Origin of the sequence: Ignatzschineria sp. RMDPL8A (genome assembly GCF_029815055.1) — a bacterium.
Classification (GTDB): Bacteria; Pseudomonadota; Gammaproteobacteria; order Cardiobacteriales; family Wohlfahrtiimonadaceae; genus CALZBJ01.
Genome location: NZ_JAPPWA010000001.1, coordinates 76,344 through 99,337, shown reverse-complemented (window position 1 = coordinate 99,337; position 22,994 = coordinate 76,344). Strand labels below are relative to the sequence as shown.

Sequence of the window (22,994 nt, the reverse complement as noted above, 5' to 3'; positions counted from 1 at the left end):
CTATAGTTGTGTTGGATACATTTTAAGCAAACGAATGCTCAATCGATCTTTATAGTATAACGATTAAGGTCTCAGAATGATAACAAAGCCATTGAGATCTTAATTTATATTAATGTTTATTGAGATTTTTTATTGATATTTTAATCTAGATTCATGAGGTTAGGTGAGGCGGGTCATCTGCGGATTATAGTTTTTAATAAAATGGGAGAGACACGGATTTTGATTCTCTTTACGCCACACAAGTTCGAGATCGAGGGTAACGTTAAGTTCAGGGAGTTCATGCATCATCACGTTATAGACTTTGAGGTATTTGGTCACCGCAGGTACAAAGGTGTAGCCCGGGCCAGCAGAGACGAGGCTTAGCATCGAGTTATAGTCGCAACCTTCATGATCGATGGTTGGGGTAAAATCATGGCGACGCAATTCATCGATCACCATTTTATAAAGATCAAAGGCGTGGCTTTCCGGCGACCAAACAAAGGGTTCGTCGGCGAGCTCATGGAGGTGCTCGGGTGGATGTTGGGCAAAGCGCGAATCTTTATTGATCGCGAGCAGCATCGTTTCACGATAGAGAAAACGACCGCCAAATTCGTTATCATCCTGTGGGCGCATAAACATAATGCCGGCATCAATCTCCCCATTGCGGAGCGCCATAATCTGTTTACGCGAATGCATGGTACAGATATTGAGTGCAATATCGGGATTTTGTTTACGAAACTCGCTTAGATGTTGTTGCACTTCAGTGAGCCACAAATGTTGTGGCGTAATCCCAATTTTAAGATAGCCGATGTCCCCTTGATTGGCTTTCACGGCTTGCGATTTTGCCCGCTCGATGGAGCGAATAATACGGATTGCATCGTGGTAGAATTGTTTCCCCGCTTGCGTCAATTCCATACCTCGCGAATGGCGATGGAAAAGTTCCACATCTAAGAGCGATTCTAAATTCTGAATCTGCCGGGTTAATGCCGGTTGCGCTACATGTAGTGTTCTTGATGCGGCGGCAACGCTTCCTAATTCTGCGATGGCAACAAAGTAGTGCAGTTGTCTATTTTCCATTAATTAATACCTCAATTTCCCCAAAAAAAGTCCTATTATTTTTATTCTTGACTATCCTTATCGTTCGTTGACGATCTTTCTTAATTAATTTTACTCTATTTTATATAGCTATACCAAACTGTTATAGCACCTCTAAGATAAAGGTATTATTGTCGTAGATGAAGATCTGTTAATATAGTAACCGTGCCGTTTTGTATATGAATTGATTCAGACGCAAAACAGTATAGGTGAATAATCAGTAGTGAATATGTAGCTGATTTATGTCTTTTGATTGATAACAAATGGTGTTTATACGATGAGTGCAATCCTATTAGCGCGTATCCAATTCGCGTTTACTGTCTCATTCCATATCCTGTTTCCAGCAATCACAATCGGTCTAGGTATGTGGCTTGTTACCCTAGAGGGACTGTGGTTGAAGACCAAAAAACAGGTCTATATGGATATCTATAATTTCTGGGTGAAATTTTTTGCAGTAGCCTTCGGAATGGGTGTAGTCTCCGGTGTCGTAATGGCGTTCCAATTCGGCTCCAACTGGAGTGAATTCTCTAAATTTTCAGGCTCGGTGACGGGTCCTTTATTAATTTATGAAGTCTTAACGGCGTTCTTTTTAGAAGCGGGATTCTTAGGAATTATGCTCTTCGGTCGTAATCGTGTCAGTCCTAAAATGCACTTCTTTGCAACAGCAATGGTGGCATTAGGAACGACCTTTTCAGCGTACTGGATTTTGGTATCCAATAGCTTCATGCAAACGCCTCCTAGTCTTGAATCGGGCGCGATTGAGATTGTCGATGGTGCTGTGGTGGTAAAAGATTGGCTTGCGATCTTATTTAGTGCGTCGCTTCCTGTGCGCATGGTGCATATGTTAACGGCAGCGCTCTTAACGGCGACCTTAATCATTTCAGGTACTGCAGCATGGCATATGCTTAAAGGCAACAAAAATGCAGCCGTTAAGAAAATGCTTAGCATGTCTTTAACTGCGCTTTTAGTGGTATCGGTATTCCAAGTGGCGGTCGGTGACTATCACGGCCTTAAAGTGCGTGACCATCAGCCTGAGAAATTAGCGGCTATCGAAGGTCACTGGGATCCTGTTCCAGACGGTGAATCAACGCCTTTTATCCTCTTTGCCATTCCGGATCAAGAAAATGAGCGTAATCACTTCTCAATCGAAATCCCTTATGCTGCGAGCTTAGTGTTAACGCACAGCTTAGATGGTAAAGTCGATCACCTTAAAAAATTCCCTAAAGAGAATCGTCCGCCGGTTGGTTGGGTATTCTGGTCATTCCGCGTGATGGTTGGCCTTGGATTCTTAATGGTGCTGTTAGGCGCTTGGGGTGTATGGCAACGCCGTAAATCAACGCTTGGCGAGAAACCTGGTTTCTTACGTTTTGCGGTGATGATGGGTCCATCAGGACTAATCTCAGTACTTGCGGGCTGGTTCGTGACTGAAATTGGTCGTCAACCTTGGCTTGTGTATCATTTAATGCGCGTAGAGGAAGGGCACTCCTTCACCAATACCGCAACGGATCTAACCATCTCTCTTACGCTCTTTGTGATTGCTTACCTCACAGTCTTCGCATTCGGTGTCACGTTCCTTTTCCGTATCTTACGTAAAGGTCCAAACAGCACTGAAGCACCAGCTTTAGAGAAATAAGGAGATCAACAATGGAATATAATACTTTAGTAATTTTATGGACGGGGATCATTCTCTTAGGAGTTGCGATCTACGTTATCCTTGATGGTTTCGACCTTGGGGCAGGTATGATGTATCCGTTTGTTGAAACGGATGCGGATCGTACCACTGTGATGAACAGTATTGGCCCGGTATGGGATGGTAACGAAACGTGGTTAATCCTTGGTGGTGCGGCACTTTTCGGTATTTTCCCCATTGCTTATGCGGTGGTGTTATCGGGGCTCTATATCCCGGTGATTCTGCTTCTGATGGCGCTTATCTTCCGCGGTGTCTCCTTTGAGTTTAGAGGAAAAGCCTCCGACGATAAACGTCACATCTGGGACAAAGCATTCTTCTATGGCTCACTCTTTGCAGGATTTTTCCAAGGGGTGATCGCAGGGGCGCTTATCCAAGGATTTGAGTTCATTCCAGCAGGCGAAGCCGTCAATGCGCCAGCAGGCTATGTATCAAAAGGTGCTTTAGACCTCGTCATGGCGGGCGGTTCATGGTCATGGTTATCGCCATTTACCATTTTAACCGGTGCTGGCTTAACCGTTTTCTATGCGCTTTTAGGATCAACCTGGCTCATTAAGAAAACCGAAGGTCGCCTCCAAGCACGCGTTCGCACCTTAGCGAAAAAGATTGCCGTTGGGTTCTTCGTTCTTGCAAGCATCATCTTAGTATGGACCATCGTTCATTGGAAGGGTGAGCTCTTCAAAGACGCGAACATCTGGAAAATCTATGTGTTTGCAGTGGCGTATGTCTTAGCGATCGTCGTTGGATTTATCTTAATGCGCTCGATTAAAAATGAAAATACGCATTGGCAACCGTTTGTGTTTACGCTGGTATTGACCGTACTTGGTGCGGTGGGATTAGTCGGATTTTTACTTCCGTACATCGTTCCCTTCCAAGTGACGATCTTCGATGCGGCGGCACCAAGATCAACGCTTAGCTTCTCAATTGTGGGCGCGTTCATCTTCGTTCCTCTAGTATTAGCGTATACCGCTTACATTTACTATGTCTTCCGCGGAAAAGTACGCGAAGGCGAAGGGTATTAATTATGAGTATAAATCATCACACTGATCCTGCTCACATTGAGCACACTGACGAGCAAGAGAAACAAGGTAGCTTCAAAAGCCAACTTGGGTGGATGGTTATCTTGTGGTTGGGGGGAGTTGTTTCCCTCTACCTCTTCGTAAAAATCGCAAAATTTATTATGTCCTTTGTCGGTTTAAGCACACCATCCTAGTAGAGTGTTAGTATATGAAACCGATGAATTTGCCCCTAGCGTAAGTTAGGGGCTTTTTTTATGGGAGGAATTTATGCGGGAGTTTGGGGGAAAAGAGAGATTTAAAGGTGTGGGAGCGAGGCCGATGCACCTTGCATCATTTTAGACGTATGTAAGATCGCGCTTAGATCATCATTTTCAACATCTTTCGCCCAGACAAATTCTAAGGTGAGCTGAATATTAAGATCATCAAGCGGGAAATAGCGGATAAAGGGATTGTTAATGTGAGTCACTTCCGGGGCAAAGGTGTAGCCTAAATCGGCGGCCACCAGGTTTAATACCGAGTTGTAATCATAGCCGTGATGATGGGCAACGGGATAAAAATCGTGCTGATTAATGCGGGTAATAATTTCATCAAAGAGCGCATTATTTTTGGCCCAAATAAAGGGATGACACTCAAGATCACGGAGCGAGCGGGGCGGATTTTTCGCTAAAAAAGAATCTTTGTGAGTCGCAATTTTAAGCGGTTCTTCATAGAGCGCGTGCCCTTGTAAAAGCGGATCATTGTGCGGACGGAAAAAGACAAACCCCGCATCAAGTCGCCCCTCTTTTATCGCAATGAGCTGTTCGCTTGAGCGCATGGTAAAGAGGTTCACCGTTAAATGGGGATGTCCTTTTTGGAAGGCTTCTATGTCTCGTTGCGCTTTCCCTGATAGAAGATAGAGCTGCGAGAGGCCAATATTAATGCTTGCCCGTTTTTCGCGGTCGATGCGAACGGCCTTATCTTTTGCCACCTCGATTAGGTTAATAATCTGCTTAACATCTTTCAAAAACTGACAGCCCGCCGGCGTTAAACTCACCCCGCGCGCATGCCGATCGAAGAGTTCAATCCCAAGACTTGCTTCTAAATTTTGAATCTGCCGTGACAGTGCTGGTTGTGCAATATGCAATATTTTCGAAGCCGCCGAAAAGCTCCCCGACTGTGCAATTGCGACAAAATAATGTAATTGCCGTGGTTCCATAACTCCTTGTCTCCCAAAAATGCGACATTTCTATGGTACTGGCTCAATTGTCAATTTTTATAAAATATTGTCAGTAATCATTGATCACCCTTGAATTAAGACTCAAATTTTGATCTCAATAGGGCTGTAAATGAAAATATTTGTATAGATGGGTATTTAAGGAGGAGATTTTTAGTAAGAAAGAGATTAGCATCATCGCTGAATTTATGAAGATAAGGAGTTATATAAAAAAACATCGCTATTTTTTAAAAACTCGATTATTATGAAAAACAGTTGACTAAAAGATATCCAATGTAAACGGTGCTTGATAAGAATTGGGCAATCAGATAAAACGAGCATAAAAAATAATATAACCGTAAGAAGAATAAGAATAAAACACCTAATTAATTGATGGGTTTGGAGGGGGTTACGATGTTGGGAAATCATATGAAGTGTGCGCCTGTTATGAAACAATCTTGGTTTCAAAGGCGATTTAAAAAATGGTTACTAGGTGCTGGACTTGGACTGCTAGGTGTATTGAGTAGTGCAACTGCGCAGACGCTAGTCTATTGTGGAGAGGCCTCACCTGAAAGTTTTAATCCTCAGTTGGTAACGAGTGGCATCTCTATGGATGCGGGAGCGGTACCTGTTTATAATCGGCTCGTTGAGTTTAATTTGGGAACTACCGAGGTGTTACCTGCGCTTGCTGAATCATGGGATGTGAGTGAAGATGGGCTCATCTATACATTCCATTTACGAAAAGGGGTGAAGTGGCACAGTAACCGTGATTTTACTCCGACTCGAGAATTTAATGCTGATGATGTGATCTTCTCATTTATGCGTCAGAAAGATAAAGAGCATCCTTATAATGGTGTATCAGGCGGGCAGTATCAATATTTTTATAGTATGGGGTTTGATACGCTGATTGATCGTATTGAACGAGTGGATGATTATACCGTTAAGTTTTATTTAACTCAGCCAGAGGGGCCATTCTTAGCTGATTTAGCAATGCCATTTGCTTCAATTTTGTCCTCTGAATATGGCGATGCGATGTTAAAAGCGAATACTCCCAATCGGGTTGATCTCGATCCGATTGGTACAGGGCCATTTGTTTTTAAACAATATCAGAAAGATTCGCGAATCTTATATCAGCGTTTTGATGAATTTTGGGGGAATAAGCCGAGTTTTAATCGATATGTTATTACGATTGCTCCCGATGCGGCGGTACGTTATGCCAAACTCCAAAAAGGGGAATGTCATGCAATGCCATTTCCAAACCTTGCAGATCTTGAGCAGATGAAAAAAAATGAGGCCATTGAAATCCATGAAATGGCAGGGCTTAATATTGGCTATCTCTCTTTTAATATGGATAAAAAACCGCTTGATCAACTAGAAGTGCGTCAAGCACTAACGATGGCTGTGAATAAAAACGCCATTATTGAGGCAGTTTTCCAAGGGGCTGCGGAGCCGGCAAAAAACTTTATTCCGCCCACTATGTGGGGATATAACGATTCTATTGAAGATTATCCTTACGATCCGGAAGGGGCAAAAGCACTACTGGAGAAAGCGGGTGTAGGACCGATTGAAATTGAGCTTTGGGCAATGCCGGTGCAACGTCCTTATAATCCCAATGCGCGTCGTATGGCGGAGATGATTCAAGCTGATTGGGCGAAAATTGGCGTTAAAGCAAAAATTGTGACTTATGAATGGGGTGAATACCTCAATCGTATTCGACAAGGTGAACATGATACGGTCTTGATGGGTTGGTCTGGCGATAATGGTGATCCTGATAACTTTTTTAGCGTGTTGATGAGTTGTGATGCGGTAAAAGCGGGGACAAATTATTCACAATGGTGCCATAAAGAGTTTGATGATCTGATCAATGATGCAAAAGTAGAGTCTGATCATGCAAAACGTATTGAACTCTATCAAAAAGCGCAAGCCATTATGCATCAAGAGGCGCCTGCACTGATGATTGCTCACTCAATGGTCTATATGCCCGTTCGCAAAGAGGTGAAGGGATATATTATGGATCCGCTTTCACGGCATATCTTTAATCAAGTTGAGCTAAACAGTCAATAACGGAGGGAGAATCCATAAAATGAGAGATAAAAATGGGGGCTTGTGAGTGCATCTAAGCACCCTTTTTTATACTGAAAAGGTGAGAACAATAACAATAATTCCCTAGTATGTATGAGGAGACTATGATGATAACGAATTCTATATTTATGGCACAAAAGATGGCATATAGCGCTAATCATTTGGTTAGGAGGGTGATATTGTGTATAGCATTTTTTTCTTTTTCCACAGTCCTTTCTGCTCAGACATTGGTTTACTGTAGCGAAGCATCGCCCGAAAGTTTTAATCCCCAACTGGTTTCAAGCGGTACTTCAAATGATGCAAGTGGCGTGCCTCTTTACAATCGGTTAGTGGACTTTAAATTGGGAACAACGGTGGTTGAGCCCAGTTTAGCAGAATCTTGGGAGATTGATGATCATGGAAAAATCTATACATTTCATCTGCGTAAAGGGGTGAAATTCCATAGTAATCGTAACTTTACTCCTACGCGGGACTTAAATGCAGAGGATGTGGTCTTTTCATTTATGCGACAAAAAGATCCCAATCACCCGTATCATAATATCTCAGGACGGCAGTATGAATATTTTGAGAGTATGGGGTTTAATTCCTTGATTGACCGCGTTGAAAAGGTGGATGATTATACTGTCCGATTTATTTTGACACGACCCGAAAGTCCATTTTTAGCGAATCTTTCGATGGTATTTGCTTCTATTTTATCGGCGGAATATGCAGATCAGATGTTAACAATGGGTACGCCTGAGCAGGTAGATCTTGATCCCATCGGCACAGGGCCATTTGTCTTTAAGCAATATCAGAAAGATTCACGAATTTTATATCAACGCTTTGATGAGTATTGGGGTGAAAAAGCAAAATTAAAGCGCCTGATCTTCTCAATCACTCCAGATCCTTCTGTACGCTTTGCGAAGCTCCAAAAAGGGGAGTGTCACGTGATGCCTTATCCAAATTTAGCGGATCTTAATCGTATGAAAACAGATCCCAATATTAAAATTATGGAGCAGACAGGGCTCAATGTGGGGTATGTCGCTTACAACATGAAAAAAGCGCCACTTGACCAGGTTAAGGTACGTAAAGCCTTAACGATGGCAGTGAATAAACCAGAGATTATTAAAGCGATTTTCCACGGCGCTGCAGAGCCTGCAACCAACTTTATTCCGCCTACTATGTGGAGTTATCATGAGGGCATTGCTGATTATCCTTATGATCCTGAAGGGGCTAAAGCACTCTTAAAGGAAGCAGGATTTCCTGATGGTTTTGAGCTTGAGCTTTGGGCAATGCCCGTACAGCGTCCTTATAATCCCAATGCGCGACGAATGGCGGAGATGATTCAAGCCGATTGGGCGAGCATTGGGGTTACCGCTAAAATTGTGACCTATGAGTGGGGCGAGTATCTAACACGTATCCGTAATGGGGAACATGATGCCGTGACAATCGGATGGACTGGGGATAATGGAGACCCTGACAACTTCTTTGGTGTATTGATGAGTTGCGTTGCAGCAGAGGCCGGTTCAAACTATTCACAATGGTGTGATGCATCGTTTGATGCCATTTTAGATGAAGCACGTCAATCAACCGATATTGAAAAACGTACTGAACTATACCGTCAAGCACAAGAGATGATGCATGAGACCATTCCAGCATTGATGATTGCTCACTCAACGGTATATATGCCGATGCGTAAAGAGGTAGAGGGATACATTATGGATCCACTCGGTACGCATAATTTTAACCAAGTATCACTTGAAGAAAAATAGTAAAAATCGCAAAAGGAGGGGGCGCTTACTGGGGCGACTCCATTAAGAAGGGATACGATATGGTTCGATTTATTCTAAGACGATTAGGAGTGGTCATCCCGACCTTTATCGGGATTACGCTCTTAACCTTTATCTTCATTCATCTTATTCCAGGGGATCCCATATTGATTTTAGCCGGCGAGCGAGGTCTTTCCCCGGAACGTTACGCGCTATTACGGGCTGAATATGGGTATGATCAGCCTTATTACATTCAATATTGGGAATATTTGAAGGGTGTATTGCACGGTGATCTCGGCATTTCGCTCAATACACGGCGCCCGGTGTGGGAGGAATTTGTGCCTCGGTTTAAAGCGACCCTTGAGCTGGGGCTCTGTGCGATGCTGTTTGCCATAATCATTGGGATTCCGGTAGGTGTGATCGCGGCAGTAAAACGGGGGTCGATCTTTGATCATCTCTCTGTGGGAGTATCATTAACCGGATATTCAATGCCGATTTTTTGGTGGGGCATGATGCTTATTATGCTGGTGTCAGTGCACTTTGATCTTACTCCAGTATCGGGACGAATTAGTGATATGGTCTTTTTAGATGACACTCAGCCTCTAACCGGGTTTATGTTAATTGATACATTTTTCTGGGGGGAAGAGGGGGATTTTGGAGATGCCGTACACCATTTAATTTTACCGAGTATTGTACTTGGTACTATCCCACTTGCAGTGATTGTTAGAATGACACGCTCATCAATGCTTGAAGTATTAAGTGAGGATTATATCTTAACGGCACGGGCAAAAGGTTTGAGCCGAGGCCGGGTAATTTTAATTCACGCGCTTCGTAATGCACTTATTCCTGTAGTAACCGTGATTGGATTGCAGATTGGAACACTTCTTGCAGGCGCCATTTTAACGGAGACTATCTTTTCTTGGCCGGGCGTTGGGCGCTGGTTGATTGAGGCGTTGCAACGGCGAGACTATCCCGTTGTTCAAAGTGGCGTATTGTTAGTGGCGACTTTAATTATTTTGGTTAATCTTTTAGTCGACATGCTCTATGGATTGATTGATCCACGCATTCGGCATCAGTAGGGGGCAATATGACAACGAGATTAATGGATAATCTTTATATGGAAGCACCTCTGACACCTTTGCAAGAATTTTGGTTCTACTTTAAGCAAAATCGCGGTGCCGTCTTGGGATTGTTCTATGTTGTGGTAGTGACGCTGGTTGCTATTTTTGCTCCTCTTGTGGCGCCTCACTCTCCTACAGAGCAGTTTCGTGATGCATTGTTGATGCCCCCCATTTGGATGGAAGGGGGGAGTTGGGACTATCTTCTCGGAACCGATGATGTTGGACGCGATATTCTTTCACGATTGATTTATGGGGCACGCCTCTCATTATTAGTAGGGGTAATGGTTGTGTGCGCCTCATTAATATTGGGAATTACGTTAGGATTATTGGCGGGTTATTTTGGCGGTCTACTTGAAACGATTATTATGCGTCTGGTGGATATGATGCTTGCTTTACCGAGTCTTCTTCTTGCACTTGTTTTGGTGGCAATTTTTGGCCCCTCCATTGTTAATGCATCGATGGCGCTTGCCTTTGTGGCGCTACCTCATTATGTCCGATTGACGCGAGCCTCGACGCTATCGGAGGTAAAGAAAGATTATGTGATTGCGTCAAAAGTTGCAGGAGCGGGGCATTTTCGACAGATGTTTATCAATATTTTACCTAATTGCTTTGCTCCGCTTATCGTTCAAGCATCGCTTGGATTTTCAAATGCCATTTTAGATATGGCGGCGCTTGGATTTTTAGGTATGGGCGCTCAACCCCCAACGCCTGAGTGGGGAACGATGCTTGCCGATGTGCTTCAATTTGTCCAAAGTGCTTGGTGGGTGGTGACATTTCCTGGGCTTGCCATTTTATTTACAGTATTAGCATTTAATTTGATGGGTGATGGATTGCGTGATGCACTCGACCCTAAATTAAAAGAGTAACGAGGGAGGTGTTATGGCATTGCTAGAGATTCGGGACTTATCTGTAGAGTTTGGCACAAAAGAGCGTCCTTTTAAGGCAGTAAATCGAGTAAGTTATACTGTTGATCGCGGAGAAGTTGTGGGGATTGTTGGGGAATCTGGGTCAGGAAAATCAGTCAGCTCACTTGCGATTATGGGGTTGATCGATCACCCGGGACGTGTATCAGCGGAGGCGCTCTGCTTTAATGAAGTGGATCTTCTCTCATTGAGCGATAGCGCACGACGTCATGTTGTGGGCGATGAGATTGCTATGATTTTTCAAGATCCAATGACAAGTTTAAATCCCTGCTTTACTGTGGGATACCAGATTATGGAGACGCTAAAAGTTCATCAAGGGGGCTCGCGTCGCGAACGGAAAGCACGCGCGCTAGAGCTTTTAGAAAAGGTGGGTATTCCAGATGCAAAATCTCGTTTAAACCTCTATCCCCACCAACTCTCAGGTGGGATGAGCCAGCGAATTATGATTGCAATCGCAATTGCCTGTAACCCTAAACTTTTAATTGCAGATGAGCCGACAACAGCCCTTGATGTAACTATTCAGGGGCAGATTATGGAGTTGTTGCTTGAGCTTCAACAAACAGAAAATATGGCGTTAATGTTGATTACCCATGATTTAGCGCTTGTTGCAGAAGCAGCTGAAAAAATTGTGGTGATGTATGCAGGGGAAGTGGTCGAGGTAGGCGATGCCGAGACAATTTTCGCATCGCCACTTCATCCTTATACGGAAGCTCTGTTAAAGGCACTGCCGGAATTTTCAAAAGGGCGTGCACGCCTTGAAGCGCTTCCAGGCGTAGTGCCAGGCGAGTATGATCGCCCTAAAGGCTGTCTGCTTAATCCGCGTTGCCCTTATAAACAACCACTTTGTGTGGAGAATCCCCCAGAACTTAGAGGCGGAGAACGTCAAGTGAAATGTCATTTTCCGCTCAATATAACCTCTTTAATATTTGAGGAGGATCAACTATGAATCAGCCGATAGTACCTCTTTTTGAGGGGAGATTACTCAAAAAATATTATCCCGTACGACGAGGATTATTGGGGAAAAAAGCGAGTGTTAAGGCGCTTGATGGTATCTCCTTTACTTTAACACAGGGGATGACTTTAGCCATTGTAGGAGAATCAGGTTGCGGGAAATCCACTTTGGCGCGCCTATTAACAATGATAGAAGAACCGACAGAGGGTGAACTCTATTATCAAGGGCAAAATTTGCTTGAATCAAACAAAAAAGCAACCGCATTACGGCGTAGAAAGATTCAGATTGTCTTTCAAAATCCTTATGGATCATTAAATCCGCGTAAAAAGGTAGGGAAAATTTTAGAAGAACCTCTTTTGATGAATATGAGCTTAACAAAAGAGGCGCGAAAGGAGAAAGTGCTCGCAATGATGGAAAAGGTGGGCTTAAGACCAGAGTTTTATGAGCGTTATCCCCATATGTTTTCAGGGGGGCAACGTCAACGAATTGCGATCGCACGGGGTTTAATGCTTGATCCAGATATTCTAATCGCTGATGAGCCCGTGTCGGCTCTTGATGTCTCTGTACAAGCGCAAGTGCTTAATTTAATGATGGATCTGCAAGAGGAATTAGGACTGGCGTATATCTTCATTTCACATGATCTTTCGGTTGTTGAGCATATTGCGGATGAGGTGATGGTGATGTATCTGGGTCGCTGTGTTGAATATGGAAAAAAGATCGACATTTTTGAGAACCCGCTCCATCCCTATACAACTGCACTTCTCTCTTCGACACCACGATTAAATCCAGAAAAACGCCGTGGACGAATCCGCCTAGAAGGAGAGCTCCCTAGTCCACTAAATCCTCCAAAAGGTTGTGCATTTAGTGCTCGGTGTAATAAAGCATTCACACCATGTTTTCAGGCTCCTCCAGCGCTAACTGAGATTAAAAAACGAAAAGTTGCTTGTTATTTGCATGAAGAAGATATTATGGGAATCAATAAAACTCCAATCTCGTAAGAGGCTGGGCTTTTAGGGATGTGGTAAGTGTGTCTTGTGTTTAATCGGTTTGATAACCGCACCTATAAAAATATGGCTGACAGGAAGTGGCCGACGCCGAAGTAGAAGGCAACAATTACGACAATTGATAAGGCGACTGCTATCAGCGCATAGATAATCTTAAAGAGCAGTTTTTTTAGAAGTATCATCATTATTAGTTTAATCCGATCAAATGATTCATTGCCATTGTACGGCGCGTTATTTTTATCAGTACTATGTATGTTTACTATGTTGGTAACGTTAAGTAAAGTAAATTTGCTTTATGGATAGACAAAGAAAAAGCGCTTAAAAGAGAGTCTTCTAAGCGCTTTTTGCAATGTGGTGGAGGCGGAGGGATTTGAACCCTCGTCCGAGAACTATCCATTCTTGGTACTACATGTTTAGCCGAATCTTTAATTTAACTGGTTTTGATCCGACCGGCAGGATAAAACTCAGCGGTTCTAAGTTAAGTTTCGCGCGATGCCCCCTAGAAATGACATCAGGCTATTTCGTTTAAGTTGACTGTTGTTAACACCGAACGAACACAGTATTAAGAACAGTTAGCAGACTAAGCTGCTAAAGCGTAGTTGTTATCGTTTGCAACTATACAATTTGCCGCGTTTTTACAAGACTCTCGACCATCTTGACATGCACCTCAAACTTCAACATCCCCGTCGAATCCAGGAACGCCCCCGTTTGATGTAATAGATCATTATACGGATTTCTCGCTTAATACGCAAGTAATGCGCGATTTAAACGGCTGAAATAGTTGATCAAAGGGGCGTAGAAATTACTTCTCGAAACTGTCGGGAAAATAGAGGGTGCCGACATATTCATTTAACGCAAAATTTTTCAAAAGACCTTGAGAGATCGCTTTTTTCGCCGCGATACAGGCCTCTTTTGGCGTGAGTCCTTTGGTGATAAATGAGGCGACGTGCGAGGCAAAGGTGCAACCTAGGCCGTGAGTGTGAGTGGTATTGATGAGCTCGCCTTCAATTAAGGTAAATTCATTGCCATCGTAGAAAAGATCAGCCGCGGTATTGGGCGACATTAAGCTGCCAGCGCCCTTAATCACGAGTGACTCACATCCGCCGGTTTGCATGATTTTTTCGGCTGCCTCTTTCGCTTCGTCTAGAGAGGTGAGAGGTTTCATGTGGGCCAGTTGGGTGGCTTCAAAGAGATTCGGGGTGATGATCGTTGCGTATTGAATGAGGGTATCGCGGATCTTTTCGGCATGCTCGGGGAAGAGCGGTTTATCACCTTTACATACCATCACAGGATCGATCACGATCGGCATTTTGCCGTGTACTTTTTCAAGATAGCTCGCTACGAGATCGATAATTTCCGGCGTTGGCAGCATGCCCGTTTTAATGGTATCGAGCGTTAAGCCCAAAAATGCGGTATCGAGCTGTGCTTTAATGGTGTCAATGGAAATGGGGGAAACGCCGTGCGCCCAGCCATTTTGGTAATCCATGGTGACAATCACGGTGAGAGCGGTTGTACCGTAGAGATTGTGTTTTGCAAAAGTGCGAAGATCGGCTTGAATGCCGGCACCGCCCGAGGTGTCTGATCCGGCAATGGTTAATACTTTTTTCATAATGGTATCTGTTTGATTATTATTCAATAAGGGTTGAATCAATTACTCTGATGCGGAATGATGCTATATTCCCATGGAATCACAAGAGAGCCTCATCAGAAAAGGCCAAACGTGGCGCTATCTGTCAAATTAACACGCTAGCGAATCCGTGAGTAGAAAATTTTAATAAGAAATGTAAAGAAACGAACGATCCGGGAGGAATGATGAATTATCAACAAGGAGATGCGACCGATCCGCAGGGATCAGGAATTAAATTAATCGCGCATATCTGTAATGATGTGGGCGGTTGGGGCGCGGGATTTGTGTTGGCGCTCTCAAAACGGTGGCGCGATCCGGAGGAGTCCTATTATCTATGGTACAAGCATCGCGATCTTAATAATTTTGCGCTGGGCGAGATTCAGACGGTGCAGGTGGAGCTTGATACCTATGTGGTCAATATGGTGGCGCAACATGATATTGTGGCCGATGATGTGGGCGTTCCGCCGATTCGGTATGATGCGCTAAAATCGTGTCTTGAAAAGCTTGCCGATGAAGCGGCAGTTTTAAAAGCGAGCGTCCATATGCCTAAAATTGGGGCAGGGCTTGCGGGCGGGGATTGGAATAAGATTGAAGCATTAATCGATGAAACGATTGTGGCGCGCGGGATTACGGTGACGATTTATGAGTGGTATCGCGATAAACCTCATACGTTTCATAAAAGCGCCAGAAAAAAGCCCTCCCAATAGGGTGACGGTTTACGCCAGATTGGAGGGCTGTGATTCGCGATTCAAGAATAAAAAATAATGATGTTATGGGTTTGCTTGATTCGCTGTTGCGCCGAGCATATTGAGCGCTTCAAGGTGATTGAGTGAGCGGGCATGGCTGAAATATTCCTCTGCTCGAGCTTTATCCCCGCGAGCATTATAGATCAGTCCAAGATGGAAAATCGCATCGGGATGGCGTTCGCGAGCTGCAATGCGGAAATACTCTTCCGCCCCTTCAAAATCTGATTCCACATAGAGACCATCGTAGAGCATTGAGGCATAGATCGCGGCAAAATTGGGCTCATCGAGATGGGTTTTTAGCTCATTGAGGGTTTCATCGTTACTAAAATAGTGGATTAAGGTCTCTTTGGCGGGATTAAATCCATCGCGCGCCGCCGAAAAGAGATAGGTAAAAGCACTATCACGATTCGCTTCAACACGGCCTTCGCCTTTTAATAATAGTTGTCCGAGCTGATTTTTAGCGTGATAATTCCCGAAACTAGCGGCGCGTTTATAATATTGTGCAGCCTTCTCATAATTACGGTGGACGCTGCTATCGTTGGCGTACATATAGCCGATTTTAAAGAGAGTAGACGCAACTTCCGGCGATTTATCTAAATTAAAGAGCGTTTTCTCAATCTCATTAATGGAATTGACCGCTTTTAAAACACTGATTCGAGCGAGCTCAAAATAGCGTAAGATCGGCGCGTATTCGAGTACATCGGTGAGGCGTTCAAGTTCGATTAGCCCCAGATAATAGAGCGCTTTGGTATTGTGCTTATCGGAGGCTTTTTTGAAGTAGCGCGCGGCTCTGTCTAGATCGCGTTTGACTTCATTCCCCTCATAATAATAGATTCCCATGCGGCAAAGATCGTCTTTATTCCCGAACAATGCCGAAATTCGTGTACAGATATAAGTAAATGAAACCATGGTGATGTGAGCCCCTATCTCGGGTTGATAATCAAACAAACCCCTATTATATCATTATTATAAGATGGGACGATTTGTCAGATCGCGGGCAATAAAAACGGCGCTGCCGATAAGATACCGAGAGCGCCGCTGCTGATTATGCGGGAAAACTATTTTTTATCCGTAGAGATACCAAGTAACGGATAGAGTGGGCAGAACTTGAAGATACCGGTTAAAAGCGGTACAACCCCGATCCAACCCCAAACGCCGATGGTTCCCATAAGCGTTAACGCGATCAATACGATGCCCACTAAAATACGTAAAATGCGGTCTATACCACCAATGTTAGCTTTCATTTGATTCTCCTTATCAATGCAAATAAAACCAGAACTTTCATTATACCATTTCGTAAAATGTATGCTACGGCTCAAGATCAATATCATTCAATTTTAATTCATATCGCTTCCCTTTATCATAATAAACAATGAGTGAGGGGATGAAATGTTTCTCTGGTAGGAGCGCGACCTCAATGCGATCATCGCCTTCGCCATTTTGATAATGATCAGCCTGATAGGAAACCCGATTGATGCGCTGATCGAGCGTGCCGATTTTGACAAACGGAGTGCGCGTATAGACTTTTTTGCCATTGGTAGTCTGAATTACCCCCTCCATCACGCCATGATCGATCGCCATCTGCCAGGCAAGGGTGTAAAAATCTTTCGATTGGGGCAGAAGTTTCGCCGTTTTCACCTCATCGCGCTTACCGTAAGTGATGGTTTGATTGCCATAATCATAATTGGCGTAGGCATAGCGCTCGCCCCCACGATAATCTCTAAACTCTGTGGGGAGGAGTTCATTCTCTTTAATGAGGCCTTTGGAAGAAAAGCGCATATTTTTAAAGGGAATGGCCACTTCAGTGACGATCGAAAAGGTCTTATGATCGTGGCTAAAGTGCATTTTTGCGGGAACGCCGTAGGGGCCGGTAAATTTAAGATCGATCGTTTCGGGGAGATCTAACGCGTGACTTACGCTAAAAATGACGGGGGAAACGAGGCAGGTCATGCAGAATTTTTGGATAGATTTCATAGCGCTAGCGCCCTTTTATAATAAATTATTGAACTCTCTGATTTGATGTGATTATACTAAATGATTCGCTATTTACCACAACCATCAATATAGGAGAAACAGAGTATGTCTCATGATTTGCGTAATCGTCACTTTCTAAAACTTTTAGACTTCACCTCCGACGAAATTCGCTATCTGATCGACTTAGCGGCAGAGCTAAAACAAGCTAAAGCCGAAGGCCGTGAGGAGCAATATTTAATTGGGAAAAATGTCGCGTTAATTTTCGAAAAGACCTCTACTCGAACTCGATGTGCAACCGAAGTTGCGGTGCATGATCAGGGTGGGCGTTTAACCTATATTGGCGATTCAGGCTCGCAAATTGGGCATAAAGAATCGATGAAAGATACGGCGCGTGTTCTTGGGGAGATGTACGATGCGATTCTTTATCGTGGATTTAGCCAAGATGTGATCGAAAATGAGCTTGCAGCGTATGCCGGTGTGCCAGTGTATAATGGGCTAACCGATGAATTTCATCCCACACAAATGCTCGCCGATGCACTCACCATGAAAGAGAATATCGATAAGCCTTTTGAAGAGATTCACTACGCTTATTTAGGTGATGCGCGTAACAATATGGGGAACTCTCATCTGGTATTAGCGGCAAAATTAGGGATGCATATTCGCATCGGTGCGCCGAAGAATTTATGGCCCGAAGAGGCGTTAGTAAAAACCTGTCAAGCGATTGCAAAAGAGACCGGAGCGACCATTACGCTCACTGAGGACCCAAAATTGGCAGTAAAAGGCGTCGATTTTGTACACACGGACGTTTGGGTGTCGATGGGCGAACCGGAAGCGGCGTGGAAAGAACGGATCGATTTACTCCTTCCATATCAAATCAATAGTGAATTAATAAATGCTTCAGGGAACCCCGATGTGAAATTTATGCACTGCCTACCTGCATTTCATAACCGAGAAACTACCGTCGGCGAATGGATTTATGAAACTTTTGGTCTCGATGGTGTAGAAGTGACGGAAGATGTCTTCGAATCGGATAGAGCGATCCAATTTCCACAAGCCGGTAATCGAATGCACACCATTAAAGCGGTACTCGTGGCAACATTAAAGAATTGATTTAATTGCAAAATTTAAGTTTTGCAGCCAGTTATAATATAAAACTTCATAATATAGTTTTGTAATAAGTTTTTTAAATAAGTATTGATCATAAACGCAACTTCATGTTTTGAGGTTGCGTTTTTTTGTTTTGATTACTATAAAAAGCATGCCAACTTTGTTTTCTCGACAATGTAAAGGCGATATTTTGGCATTAATACAATTAAAAACAATGATATACAGAATGTAAAGGTGCGATTGAATTATCTAATCATTACATTTGTTTACACAAATCGACAAAAATCAAACATATGACTATAATCTCTGAAATTTTTTAGGTTGGCGCATAAATCTGGAAATACAAGGATGATTTCCGTCAACAAAAATAGTATTTGTTGGTTATAAATTATTAGGATTGATTTAAGTCGTGAATAGAATATTTAAAGTAGTTTGGAATCAAGCGCTCGGCACTTGGATGGCCGTTTCAGAATTAGGCAACAAAAACCGTAAGACAAAATCGTCGCGTACGCAAAAAGCCACATTACTTGCCGGAGTACTCGGAGTCGCTCTAGCAGGGGCACAGGCGGAAGAAGATAAGCCTATTCCGTTAACACCTCTTGAGAAAGCAGAGCTGACCGGTGAAGAGATTATCGATCATGGTGATCGTTTAGAGATTCGCAATCTTCATCAGCTAAAAAAGATTACCGATGAGTCAGGCAATGAAACCTATGAGAGCTCGGGCGTTTTTTATAATGGAAAAATTACAGGTGATGCGTCCCTTGAGATCAGTGCGCCAAATGTAAAGTATAAAAAAGAGAAAGCGACAGGCTTGTTGAGAGACTCAAGAGGTGAGCTTGTAAGAGGTGATACTGAGACGCATGCGCTCGATCCCAATGGAGAGATTTTACATAAAGGTGAAGATGATCGTTATGGCCGTAGTGTGACGCTTAAATCCAATTCTAAGGAAGGGAATGATTACATTGGTACGACAAAGATCAATCATGGCGTATCTGTGCATATTGGTGGAAAAGATGAAGGGGACTTCAACAAAAATATCTTAGGTCAAAGTAATGATTTAAATATTGAAGGCTATACCTCTGTGATGATCCACAGTACGGAAACAGTTAAAAATTTAACTTTTGAAGCGGGTGATCATCAGAAAATCGATCGTCATGTTGCGTGGAAGAAGATTGAAGATAAGGAGACAGATAAGGAGACAGATAAGGAAATAGATGAAAATACTGCTACTCCTCCAACGAAATTAGTGGAAGATAAAGAGAATTCCGATGTTTCTCATTTTTATACTCTTACTGAGAGTGCAAACTATACTCCAAGTGAGAATGGTCAGTATGTTTGGAATGGTAAAGTATGGGAGCTGTATGATTCTAAGGTTCATGGTGAAGGTCATATCATGTATGAGAGAGTTGAGACGAAACGACTTGAGAATCGCACTAATGATCCTTCAGGCGGGTCTCTATTCTTAGATAACAAGGCTCATTTAATCGTTGAAGAGGAAACCAACTTTATTGGTGGAGATTATAATCGAGGAGGTTTTACGCTGAATATGCAGGTGGATCAAGCCTCATTTGATCTTCAAGGTAAAGCGACCTTTACCGATGCGAATCTTTCCTTAAGTCGTCAATCCCAGGGAGAAATTCAAGAGGGGATTAGTTTTACCGGGCATGGCGCGGGTGTGCGCGTATCGGGTAATTCAACTTTAGATGTAATCGGTGATTTTGTTGCTAAAACAAATGATGGTGCGCGGACATTCCATCATGTTGAACAGGGGTCTACTGCAACATTTAATGACAATGTGGTATTAGAAAATGCTGAATTAACCATTTCCGACGGACTCTATTTCCGTCACGATAGTCGCCCAGCTTATGAGGGTGAGATCGATGAAGAGACTCAGAATAAAGCCGTGCAGGGCGTTGGAGAAGCGGATGCATTACAGAAGAGTCAGGTTATTGCGAAGAACGATATTACTTATAGCGGCACAGGAAGTCGTTTAGATATTCATGGTAGTAGTCTCACTGTAGAAGGCAATTTAACAGCGCAGGATCAATTATCAGGTACATTTTTAGGTGCTACATTTGCAGCTAAAGGTGAAGGTAAGAAGGTTGATCTAAATAATGCACAGTTAGTGATTGCGGCAAGTAATGTGGATGTGGCTGATCTTAAATTCGGTGCGAATAGCGATGTGGTGATTGCTGGAAGCCAGATGGCATTAGGGGCATTAACGCTAGGTGAAAATGCAAAAATGACAGATGCCACATATCGTGATGGCTCGGAAGAGGGCGGTCGCCTTGCATTTACTGGAGATGGTTTTCATCACGGCTTAACGTATGATGAATATGTGAAAGTTCTTGCGGGCAAGTCCTCTGAATCTACAGAAGAGGTTGCGGAAGATGCCAAGCTTCGTTATGACATTAAACGCGATGCTGAGCTGATTGTTAGTGGTGATGTGACCCTTGAAAAGGGTGCGTTATACGATGCAAAAGGCGAGGTTGATATTAATGGTGGCCTTAATCTTAAAGCTGAAGACGCCAAATTCTTTGTTCGCGGTGCAGATGCGCATGTTCGTGCAGATAGTCTGATTCACGGTGAAATCGGCATTGATGAAGAGCATTCATTTAACTTTGATGCAGGAAAAGCGGTTTTCACAAAAGATCAAATCAACACATTGCTTGGCGATTTGAACTTAAATGAAGATGTTATTGTTGTATTTGAAGGTATTAAAGTTAGTGATGATGCGCGTAAAGGTACTATTAATGTTGGTCAGGCGGCTATGCTCCATGCAAATGGAAATACAACACTCAGTAATTTAAATAACCAAGGCAGTGTCCATATCGGTAACGCGACCGACTATGGCAAGTCGTATGGCGTTTTAACGGTTGAAGGGAACTATGTGGGGGGCCAAGGAAGTGCGCTCCATTTCGGTAAAGTCAACGCAACCGGTCAAGAAGAAGCTAATCCTTTAACTACTGACGGAAACAAAAACTTGATGATCGTTAAGGGTGATGCTAACGGAACCAGTGAAGTTAAAATTGAAGAGATATTTAATCCTGAATTAATTACTAAAAAAGGGATTTTGCTGGTTAACGTTGAAGGGGATGCTTCGAACTTTGAATTGACACACAAAGGCGCTGTCACCGATGGTGGGGTTGAGTATATTTTTGAAGGCCGTAAAAACACTAATGGTTTTGATGCAGGGACAAATAGCTGGTATTTAGTGAATGAATACGTTCCTCATACAGGCAATCCTGGAGGTGATCCTATCGGTGGTGGTGAAAACCCAACAGAGCCAACAGAGCCAGTAGAGCCAACAGAGCCAACAGAGCCAACAGAGCCAACAGAGCCAACAGAGCCAACAGAGCCAACAGAGCCAACAGAGCCAACAGAGCCAACAGAGCCAACAGAGCCAACAGAGCCAACAGAGCCAGCAGAGCCAACAGAGCCAGCAGAGCCAGCAGAGCCAGCAGAGCCAGCAGAGCCAGCAGAACCAGTAGAGCCAGCAGAACCAGTAGAGCCAGTTGAACCAGTAGAGCCAGTTGAACCAGTAGAGCCAGTTGAACCTGTTAACCCGAATGAACCACAAGAGCCAGCTAAACCAGTCGATAAGAGCGGACAATACTCACCTGAGGTGGGCGCGTATCTTGCAAATCATGTGTTAGGCAATATTATGTTTGAGCTTAAATATCATGATCGCCAATACCTTCCTGAATATGAAGGGGTGTGGATGCACGCGAAAGCATCGTTCGGTAAATATCGTACGGATTTAGGTAGCGCGCTTGAGAGTAAGGTGGATTACTATACGATCCATTTAGGTAAAGACCTTCTTGATAAGCAAGAGTACAACGCTGGGGTGATGATCGCTTACGGATACAGTGATGGGAATACGAAAAACCATGCGCGTGGATTCAAAGCGGATCATAGCAGCCACGGGTTTGCGCTCGGACTCTACGGTACATACAATTTTGATGAGCATAGCTATTTAGATGCATGGGCGCAATATGTCTTTATGCGCAATAGCATCGACTATAAAGATCAAAATAATAAGTACAATAGCCGCGGGATCATTGCATCGATTGAAGCAGGGCATGCGTTTGATTTAAGCGAAACCTTAAAACTTCAACCGCAAGCACAAATTACCTATATGGGCGTGAAGGCGGATGATTATACGGATAATCGTGGAACAAAAGTCACGACGAATCGCGGAAACGTTCAGCTGCGTTTAGGAGCGCGTCTCTTTAATGAGCGTGCATGGTTTGATGGACAAGTGACTCCGTATGCAGAGTTTAACTATATCCACAACACTAAACCGTTTGAAGTATCGCTTGAGAAAACGAACTTAACGAACGCATCGGTTGCTGGGAATAAAAACCTCTATCAGTTAGAGCTTGGTGCGAAAACTGAGTTAGAGAATAACTGGACGATCAGTGGCGGTGTCTCTTTCACAAAAGGAAAGGACAAATATCGCGATACCCGTATCAAGCTTGATCTCCGTTATGAGTTTTAATTAAGAGAATCTCAGTCCTTTATATATAGAGTCTATAGATAGAGCGATAAGTAGAGTAAGAGAGCCACCTTCCGATGAGGGTGGCTTTTTTTATGTCTGGCCGGCGGGCTTTATAAATATTTGCCCAGTTTCTAGGCGATTTGAATCATTGGGAGAGGTGGGTTTACAGGGTGTTTCGTCTAACCGCTAAGTTTTTTCATAAAAACATCAAAATTCTTTCCTTGGTGAATCATGGTC

General features: G+C 43.5%; 17 protein-coding genes and 1 other RNA gene. 11 read left to right on the top strand and 7 right to left on the bottom strand.

Annotated features, from left to right (window positions below; translation table 11 throughout):
• Window positions 1-159 precede the first annotated feature (159 nt).
• Complete coding sequence (locus OXI21_RS00405; protein WP_279617572.1) at window positions 160-1,056, bottom strand: LysR family transcriptional regulator; 897 nt, start codon at window positions 1,054-1,056, stop codon at window positions 160-162.
• A 295-nt stretch (window positions 1,057-1,351) separates the two neighbouring features.
• On the opposite strand from OXI21_RS00405, the gene OXI21_RS00400 reads away from it, so the two are divergent.
• Together OXI21_RS00400 and cydB are read left to right on the top strand one after the other, a co-directional pair.
• Window positions 1,352-2,707: a cytochrome ubiquinol oxidase subunit I gene (locus OXI21_RS00400; protein ID WP_279617571.1), complete on the top strand. Its 1,356-nt coding sequence runs from the start codon at window positions 1,352-1,354 to the stop codon at window positions 2,705-2,707.
• A gap of 11 nt (window positions 2,708-2,718) precedes the next feature.
• Window positions 2,719-3,783, top strand: coding sequence for a cytochrome d ubiquinol oxidase subunit II (cydB, locus tag OXI21_RS00395; RefSeq protein ID WP_279617570.1), 1,065 nt, complete (start codon window positions 2,719-2,721; stop codon window positions 3,781-3,783).
• 292 nt (window positions 3,784-4,075) lie between these two features.
• Here the strand turns inward: cydB and OXI21_RS00390 are convergent, their stop codons facing one another.
• Window positions 4,076-4,975, bottom strand: coding sequence for a LysR family transcriptional regulator (locus OXI21_RS00390; RefSeq protein WP_279617569.1), 900 nt, complete (start codon window positions 4,973-4,975; stop codon window positions 4,076-4,078).
• A gap of 444 nt (window positions 4,976-5,419) precedes the next feature.
• On the opposite strand from OXI21_RS00390, the gene OXI21_RS00385 reads away from it, so the two are divergent.
• The 6 genes from OXI21_RS00385 (at window position 5,420) to OXI21_RS00360 (ending at window position 12,796) form a co-directional block, all read left to right on the top strand.
• Window positions 5,420-7,036, top strand: a complete 1,617-nt coding sequence (locus tag OXI21_RS00385) for an ABC transporter substrate-binding protein (protein WP_279617568.1) — start codon at window positions 5,420-5,422, stop codon at window positions 7,034-7,036.
• A 158-nt stretch (window positions 7,037-7,194) separates the two neighbouring features.
• Window positions 7,195-8,805 (top strand): ABC transporter substrate-binding protein, encoded by a 1,611-nt coding sequence (locus OXI21_RS00380; RefSeq protein ID WP_347815477.1) that lies wholly within the window; start codon window positions 7,195-7,197, stop codon window positions 8,803-8,805.
• Window positions 8,806-8,864: 59 nt separating this feature from the next.
• Window positions 8,865-9,881, top strand: a complete 1,017-nt coding sequence (gene dppB, locus OXI21_RS00375) for a dipeptide ABC transporter permease DppB (protein ID WP_279617566.1) — start codon at window positions 8,865-8,867, stop codon at window positions 9,879-9,881.
• Between the two features lie 8 nt (window positions 9,882-9,889).
• Window positions 9,890-10,789, top strand: a complete 900-nt coding sequence (dppC, locus tag OXI21_RS00370) for a dipeptide ABC transporter permease DppC (RefSeq protein ID WP_279617565.1) — start codon at window positions 9,890-9,892, stop codon at window positions 10,787-10,789.
• Between the two features lie 13 nt (window positions 10,790-10,802).
• On the top strand, window positions 10,803-11,792 hold the full coding sequence (gene dppD, locus OXI21_RS00365; RefSeq protein ID WP_279617564.1) for a dipeptide ABC transporter ATP-binding protein: 990 nt from the start codon (window positions 10,803-10,805) through the stop codon (window positions 11,790-11,792).
• Entirely contained in the window at window positions 11,789-12,796 is a 1,008-nt protein-coding gene (locus tag OXI21_RS00360) for an ABC transporter ATP-binding protein (protein WP_279617563.1), read from the top strand. The genes dppD and OXI21_RS00360 overlap by 4 nt, the downstream gene beginning before the upstream one ends.
• 358 nt (window positions 12,797-13,154) lie before the next feature.
• Here the strand turns inward: OXI21_RS00360 and ssrA are convergent.
• Window positions 13,155-13,508: a transfer-messenger RNA gene (ssrA, locus tag OXI21_RS00355) on the bottom strand.
• 96 nt (window positions 13,509-13,604) lie between these two features.
• Window positions 13,605-14,411, bottom strand: coding sequence for a bifunctional hydroxymethylpyrimidine kinase/phosphomethylpyrimidine kinase (gene thiD / locus OXI21_RS00350; protein WP_279617562.1), 807 nt, complete (start codon window positions 14,409-14,411; stop codon window positions 13,605-13,607).
• Window positions 14,412-14,611: 200 nt separating this feature from the next.
• Between thiD and OXI21_RS00345 the strand changes: the two genes are divergently transcribed.
• Window positions 14,612-15,136: a hypothetical protein gene (locus OXI21_RS00345; protein ID WP_279617561.1), complete on the top strand. Its 525-nt coding sequence runs from the start codon at window positions 14,612-14,614 to the stop codon at window positions 15,134-15,136.
• Window positions 15,137-15,199: 63 nt separating this feature from the next.
• Here OXI21_RS00345 and OXI21_RS00340 read toward each other — a convergent pair whose 3' ends face one another.
• The 3 genes from OXI21_RS00340 to OXI21_RS00330 all read right to left on the bottom strand — a co-directional run bounded on the left by OXI21_RS00340 (window position 15,200) and on the right by OXI21_RS00330 (window position 17,149).
• Window positions 15,200-16,084, bottom strand: coding sequence for an SEL1-like repeat protein (locus tag OXI21_RS00340; protein ID WP_279617560.1), 885 nt, complete (start codon window positions 16,082-16,084; stop codon window positions 15,200-15,202).
• Between the two features lie 149 nt (window positions 16,085-16,233).
• Complete coding sequence (locus tag OXI21_RS00335) at window positions 16,234-16,419, bottom strand: DUF2892 domain-containing protein (RefSeq protein WP_279617559.1); 186 nt, start codon at window positions 16,417-16,419, stop codon at window positions 16,234-16,236.
• Window positions 16,420-16,483: 64 nt separating this feature from the next.
• Window positions 16,484-17,149 carry a hypothetical protein gene (locus tag OXI21_RS00330; RefSeq protein ID WP_279617558.1) on the bottom strand — a complete coding sequence of 222 codons (666 nt, stop codon included), beginning with the start codon at window positions 17,147-17,149 and terminating at the stop codon, window positions 16,484-16,486.
• Window positions 17,150-17,254: 105 nt separating this feature from the next.
• Here OXI21_RS00330 and argF point away from each other — a divergent pair, with 105 nt between their 5' ends.
• Entirely contained in the window at window positions 17,255-18,259 is a 1,005-nt protein-coding gene (argF, locus tag OXI21_RS00325; protein ID WP_279617557.1) for an ornithine carbamoyltransferase, read from the top strand.
• Window positions 18,260-18,665: 406 nt separating this feature from the next.
• Window positions 18,666-22,757 carry an autotransporter outer membrane beta-barrel domain-containing protein gene (locus OXI21_RS00320; protein WP_279617556.1) on the top strand — a complete coding sequence of 1,364 codons (4,092 nt, stop codon included), beginning with the start codon at window positions 18,666-18,668 and terminating at the stop codon, window positions 22,755-22,757.
• Window positions 22,758-22,994: the final 237 nt, after the last annotated feature.

Excerpts from the sequence above, each read along its gene's own strand:
- OXI21_RS00390 (WP_279617569.1), bottom strand. The coding sequence starts at position 4,975 with ATGGAACCACGGCAATTACATTATTTTGTCGCAATTGCACAGTCGGGG.
- OXI21_RS00330 (WP_279617558.1), bottom strand. The coding sequence starts at position 17,149 with ATGAAATCTATCCAAAAATTCTGCATGACCTGCCTCGTTTCCCCCGTC.
- OXI21_RS00405 (WP_279617572.1), bottom strand. The coding sequence starts at position 1,056 with ATGGAAAATAGACAACTGCACTACTTTGTTGCCATCGCAGAATTAGGA.
- dppB (WP_279617566.1), top strand. The coding sequence starts at position 8,865 with ATGGTTCGATTTATTCTAAGACGATTAGGAGTGGTCATCCCGACCTTT.
- OXI21_RS00340 (WP_279617560.1), bottom strand. The coding sequence starts at position 16,084 with ATGGTTTCATTTACTTATATCTGTACACGAATTTCGGCATTGTTCGGG.
- OXI21_RS00380 (WP_347815477.1), top strand. The coding sequence starts at position 7,195 with ATGGCATATAGCGCTAATCATTTGGTTAGGAGGGTGATATTGTGTATA.
- thiD (WP_279617562.1), bottom strand. The coding sequence starts at position 14,411 with ATGAAAAAAGTATTAACCATTGCCGGATCAGACACCTCGGGCGGTGCC.
- dppC (WP_279617565.1), top strand. The coding sequence starts at position 9,890 with ATGACAACGAGATTAATGGATAATCTTTATATGGAAGCACCTCTGACA.
- OXI21_RS00400 (WP_279617571.1), top strand. The coding sequence starts at position 1,352 with ATGAGTGCAATCCTATTAGCGCGTATCCAATTCGCGTTTACTGTCTCA.
- OXI21_RS00360 (WP_279617563.1), top strand. The coding sequence starts at position 11,789 with ATGAATCAGCCGATAGTACCTCTTTTTGAGGGGAGATTACTCAAAAAA.
- OXI21_RS00335 (WP_279617559.1), bottom strand. The coding sequence starts at position 16,419 with ATGAAAGCTAACATTGGTGGTATAGACCGCATTTTACGTATTTTAGTG.
- argF (WP_279617557.1), top strand. The coding sequence starts at position 17,255 with ATGTCTCATGATTTGCGTAATCGTCACTTTCTAAAACTTTTAGACTTC.
- OXI21_RS00345 (WP_279617561.1), top strand. The coding sequence starts at position 14,612 with ATGATGAATTATCAACAAGGAGATGCGACCGATCCGCAGGGATCAGGA.
- OXI21_RS00385 (WP_279617568.1), top strand. The coding sequence starts at position 5,420 with ATGAAACAATCTTGGTTTCAAAGGCGATTTAAAAAATGGTTACTAGGT.
- cydB (WP_279617570.1), top strand. The coding sequence starts at position 2,719 with ATGGAATATAATACTTTAGTAATTTTATGGACGGGGATCATTCTCTTA.
- dppD (WP_279617564.1), top strand. The coding sequence starts at position 10,803 with ATGGCATTGCTAGAGATTCGGGACTTATCTGTAGAGTTTGGCACAAAA.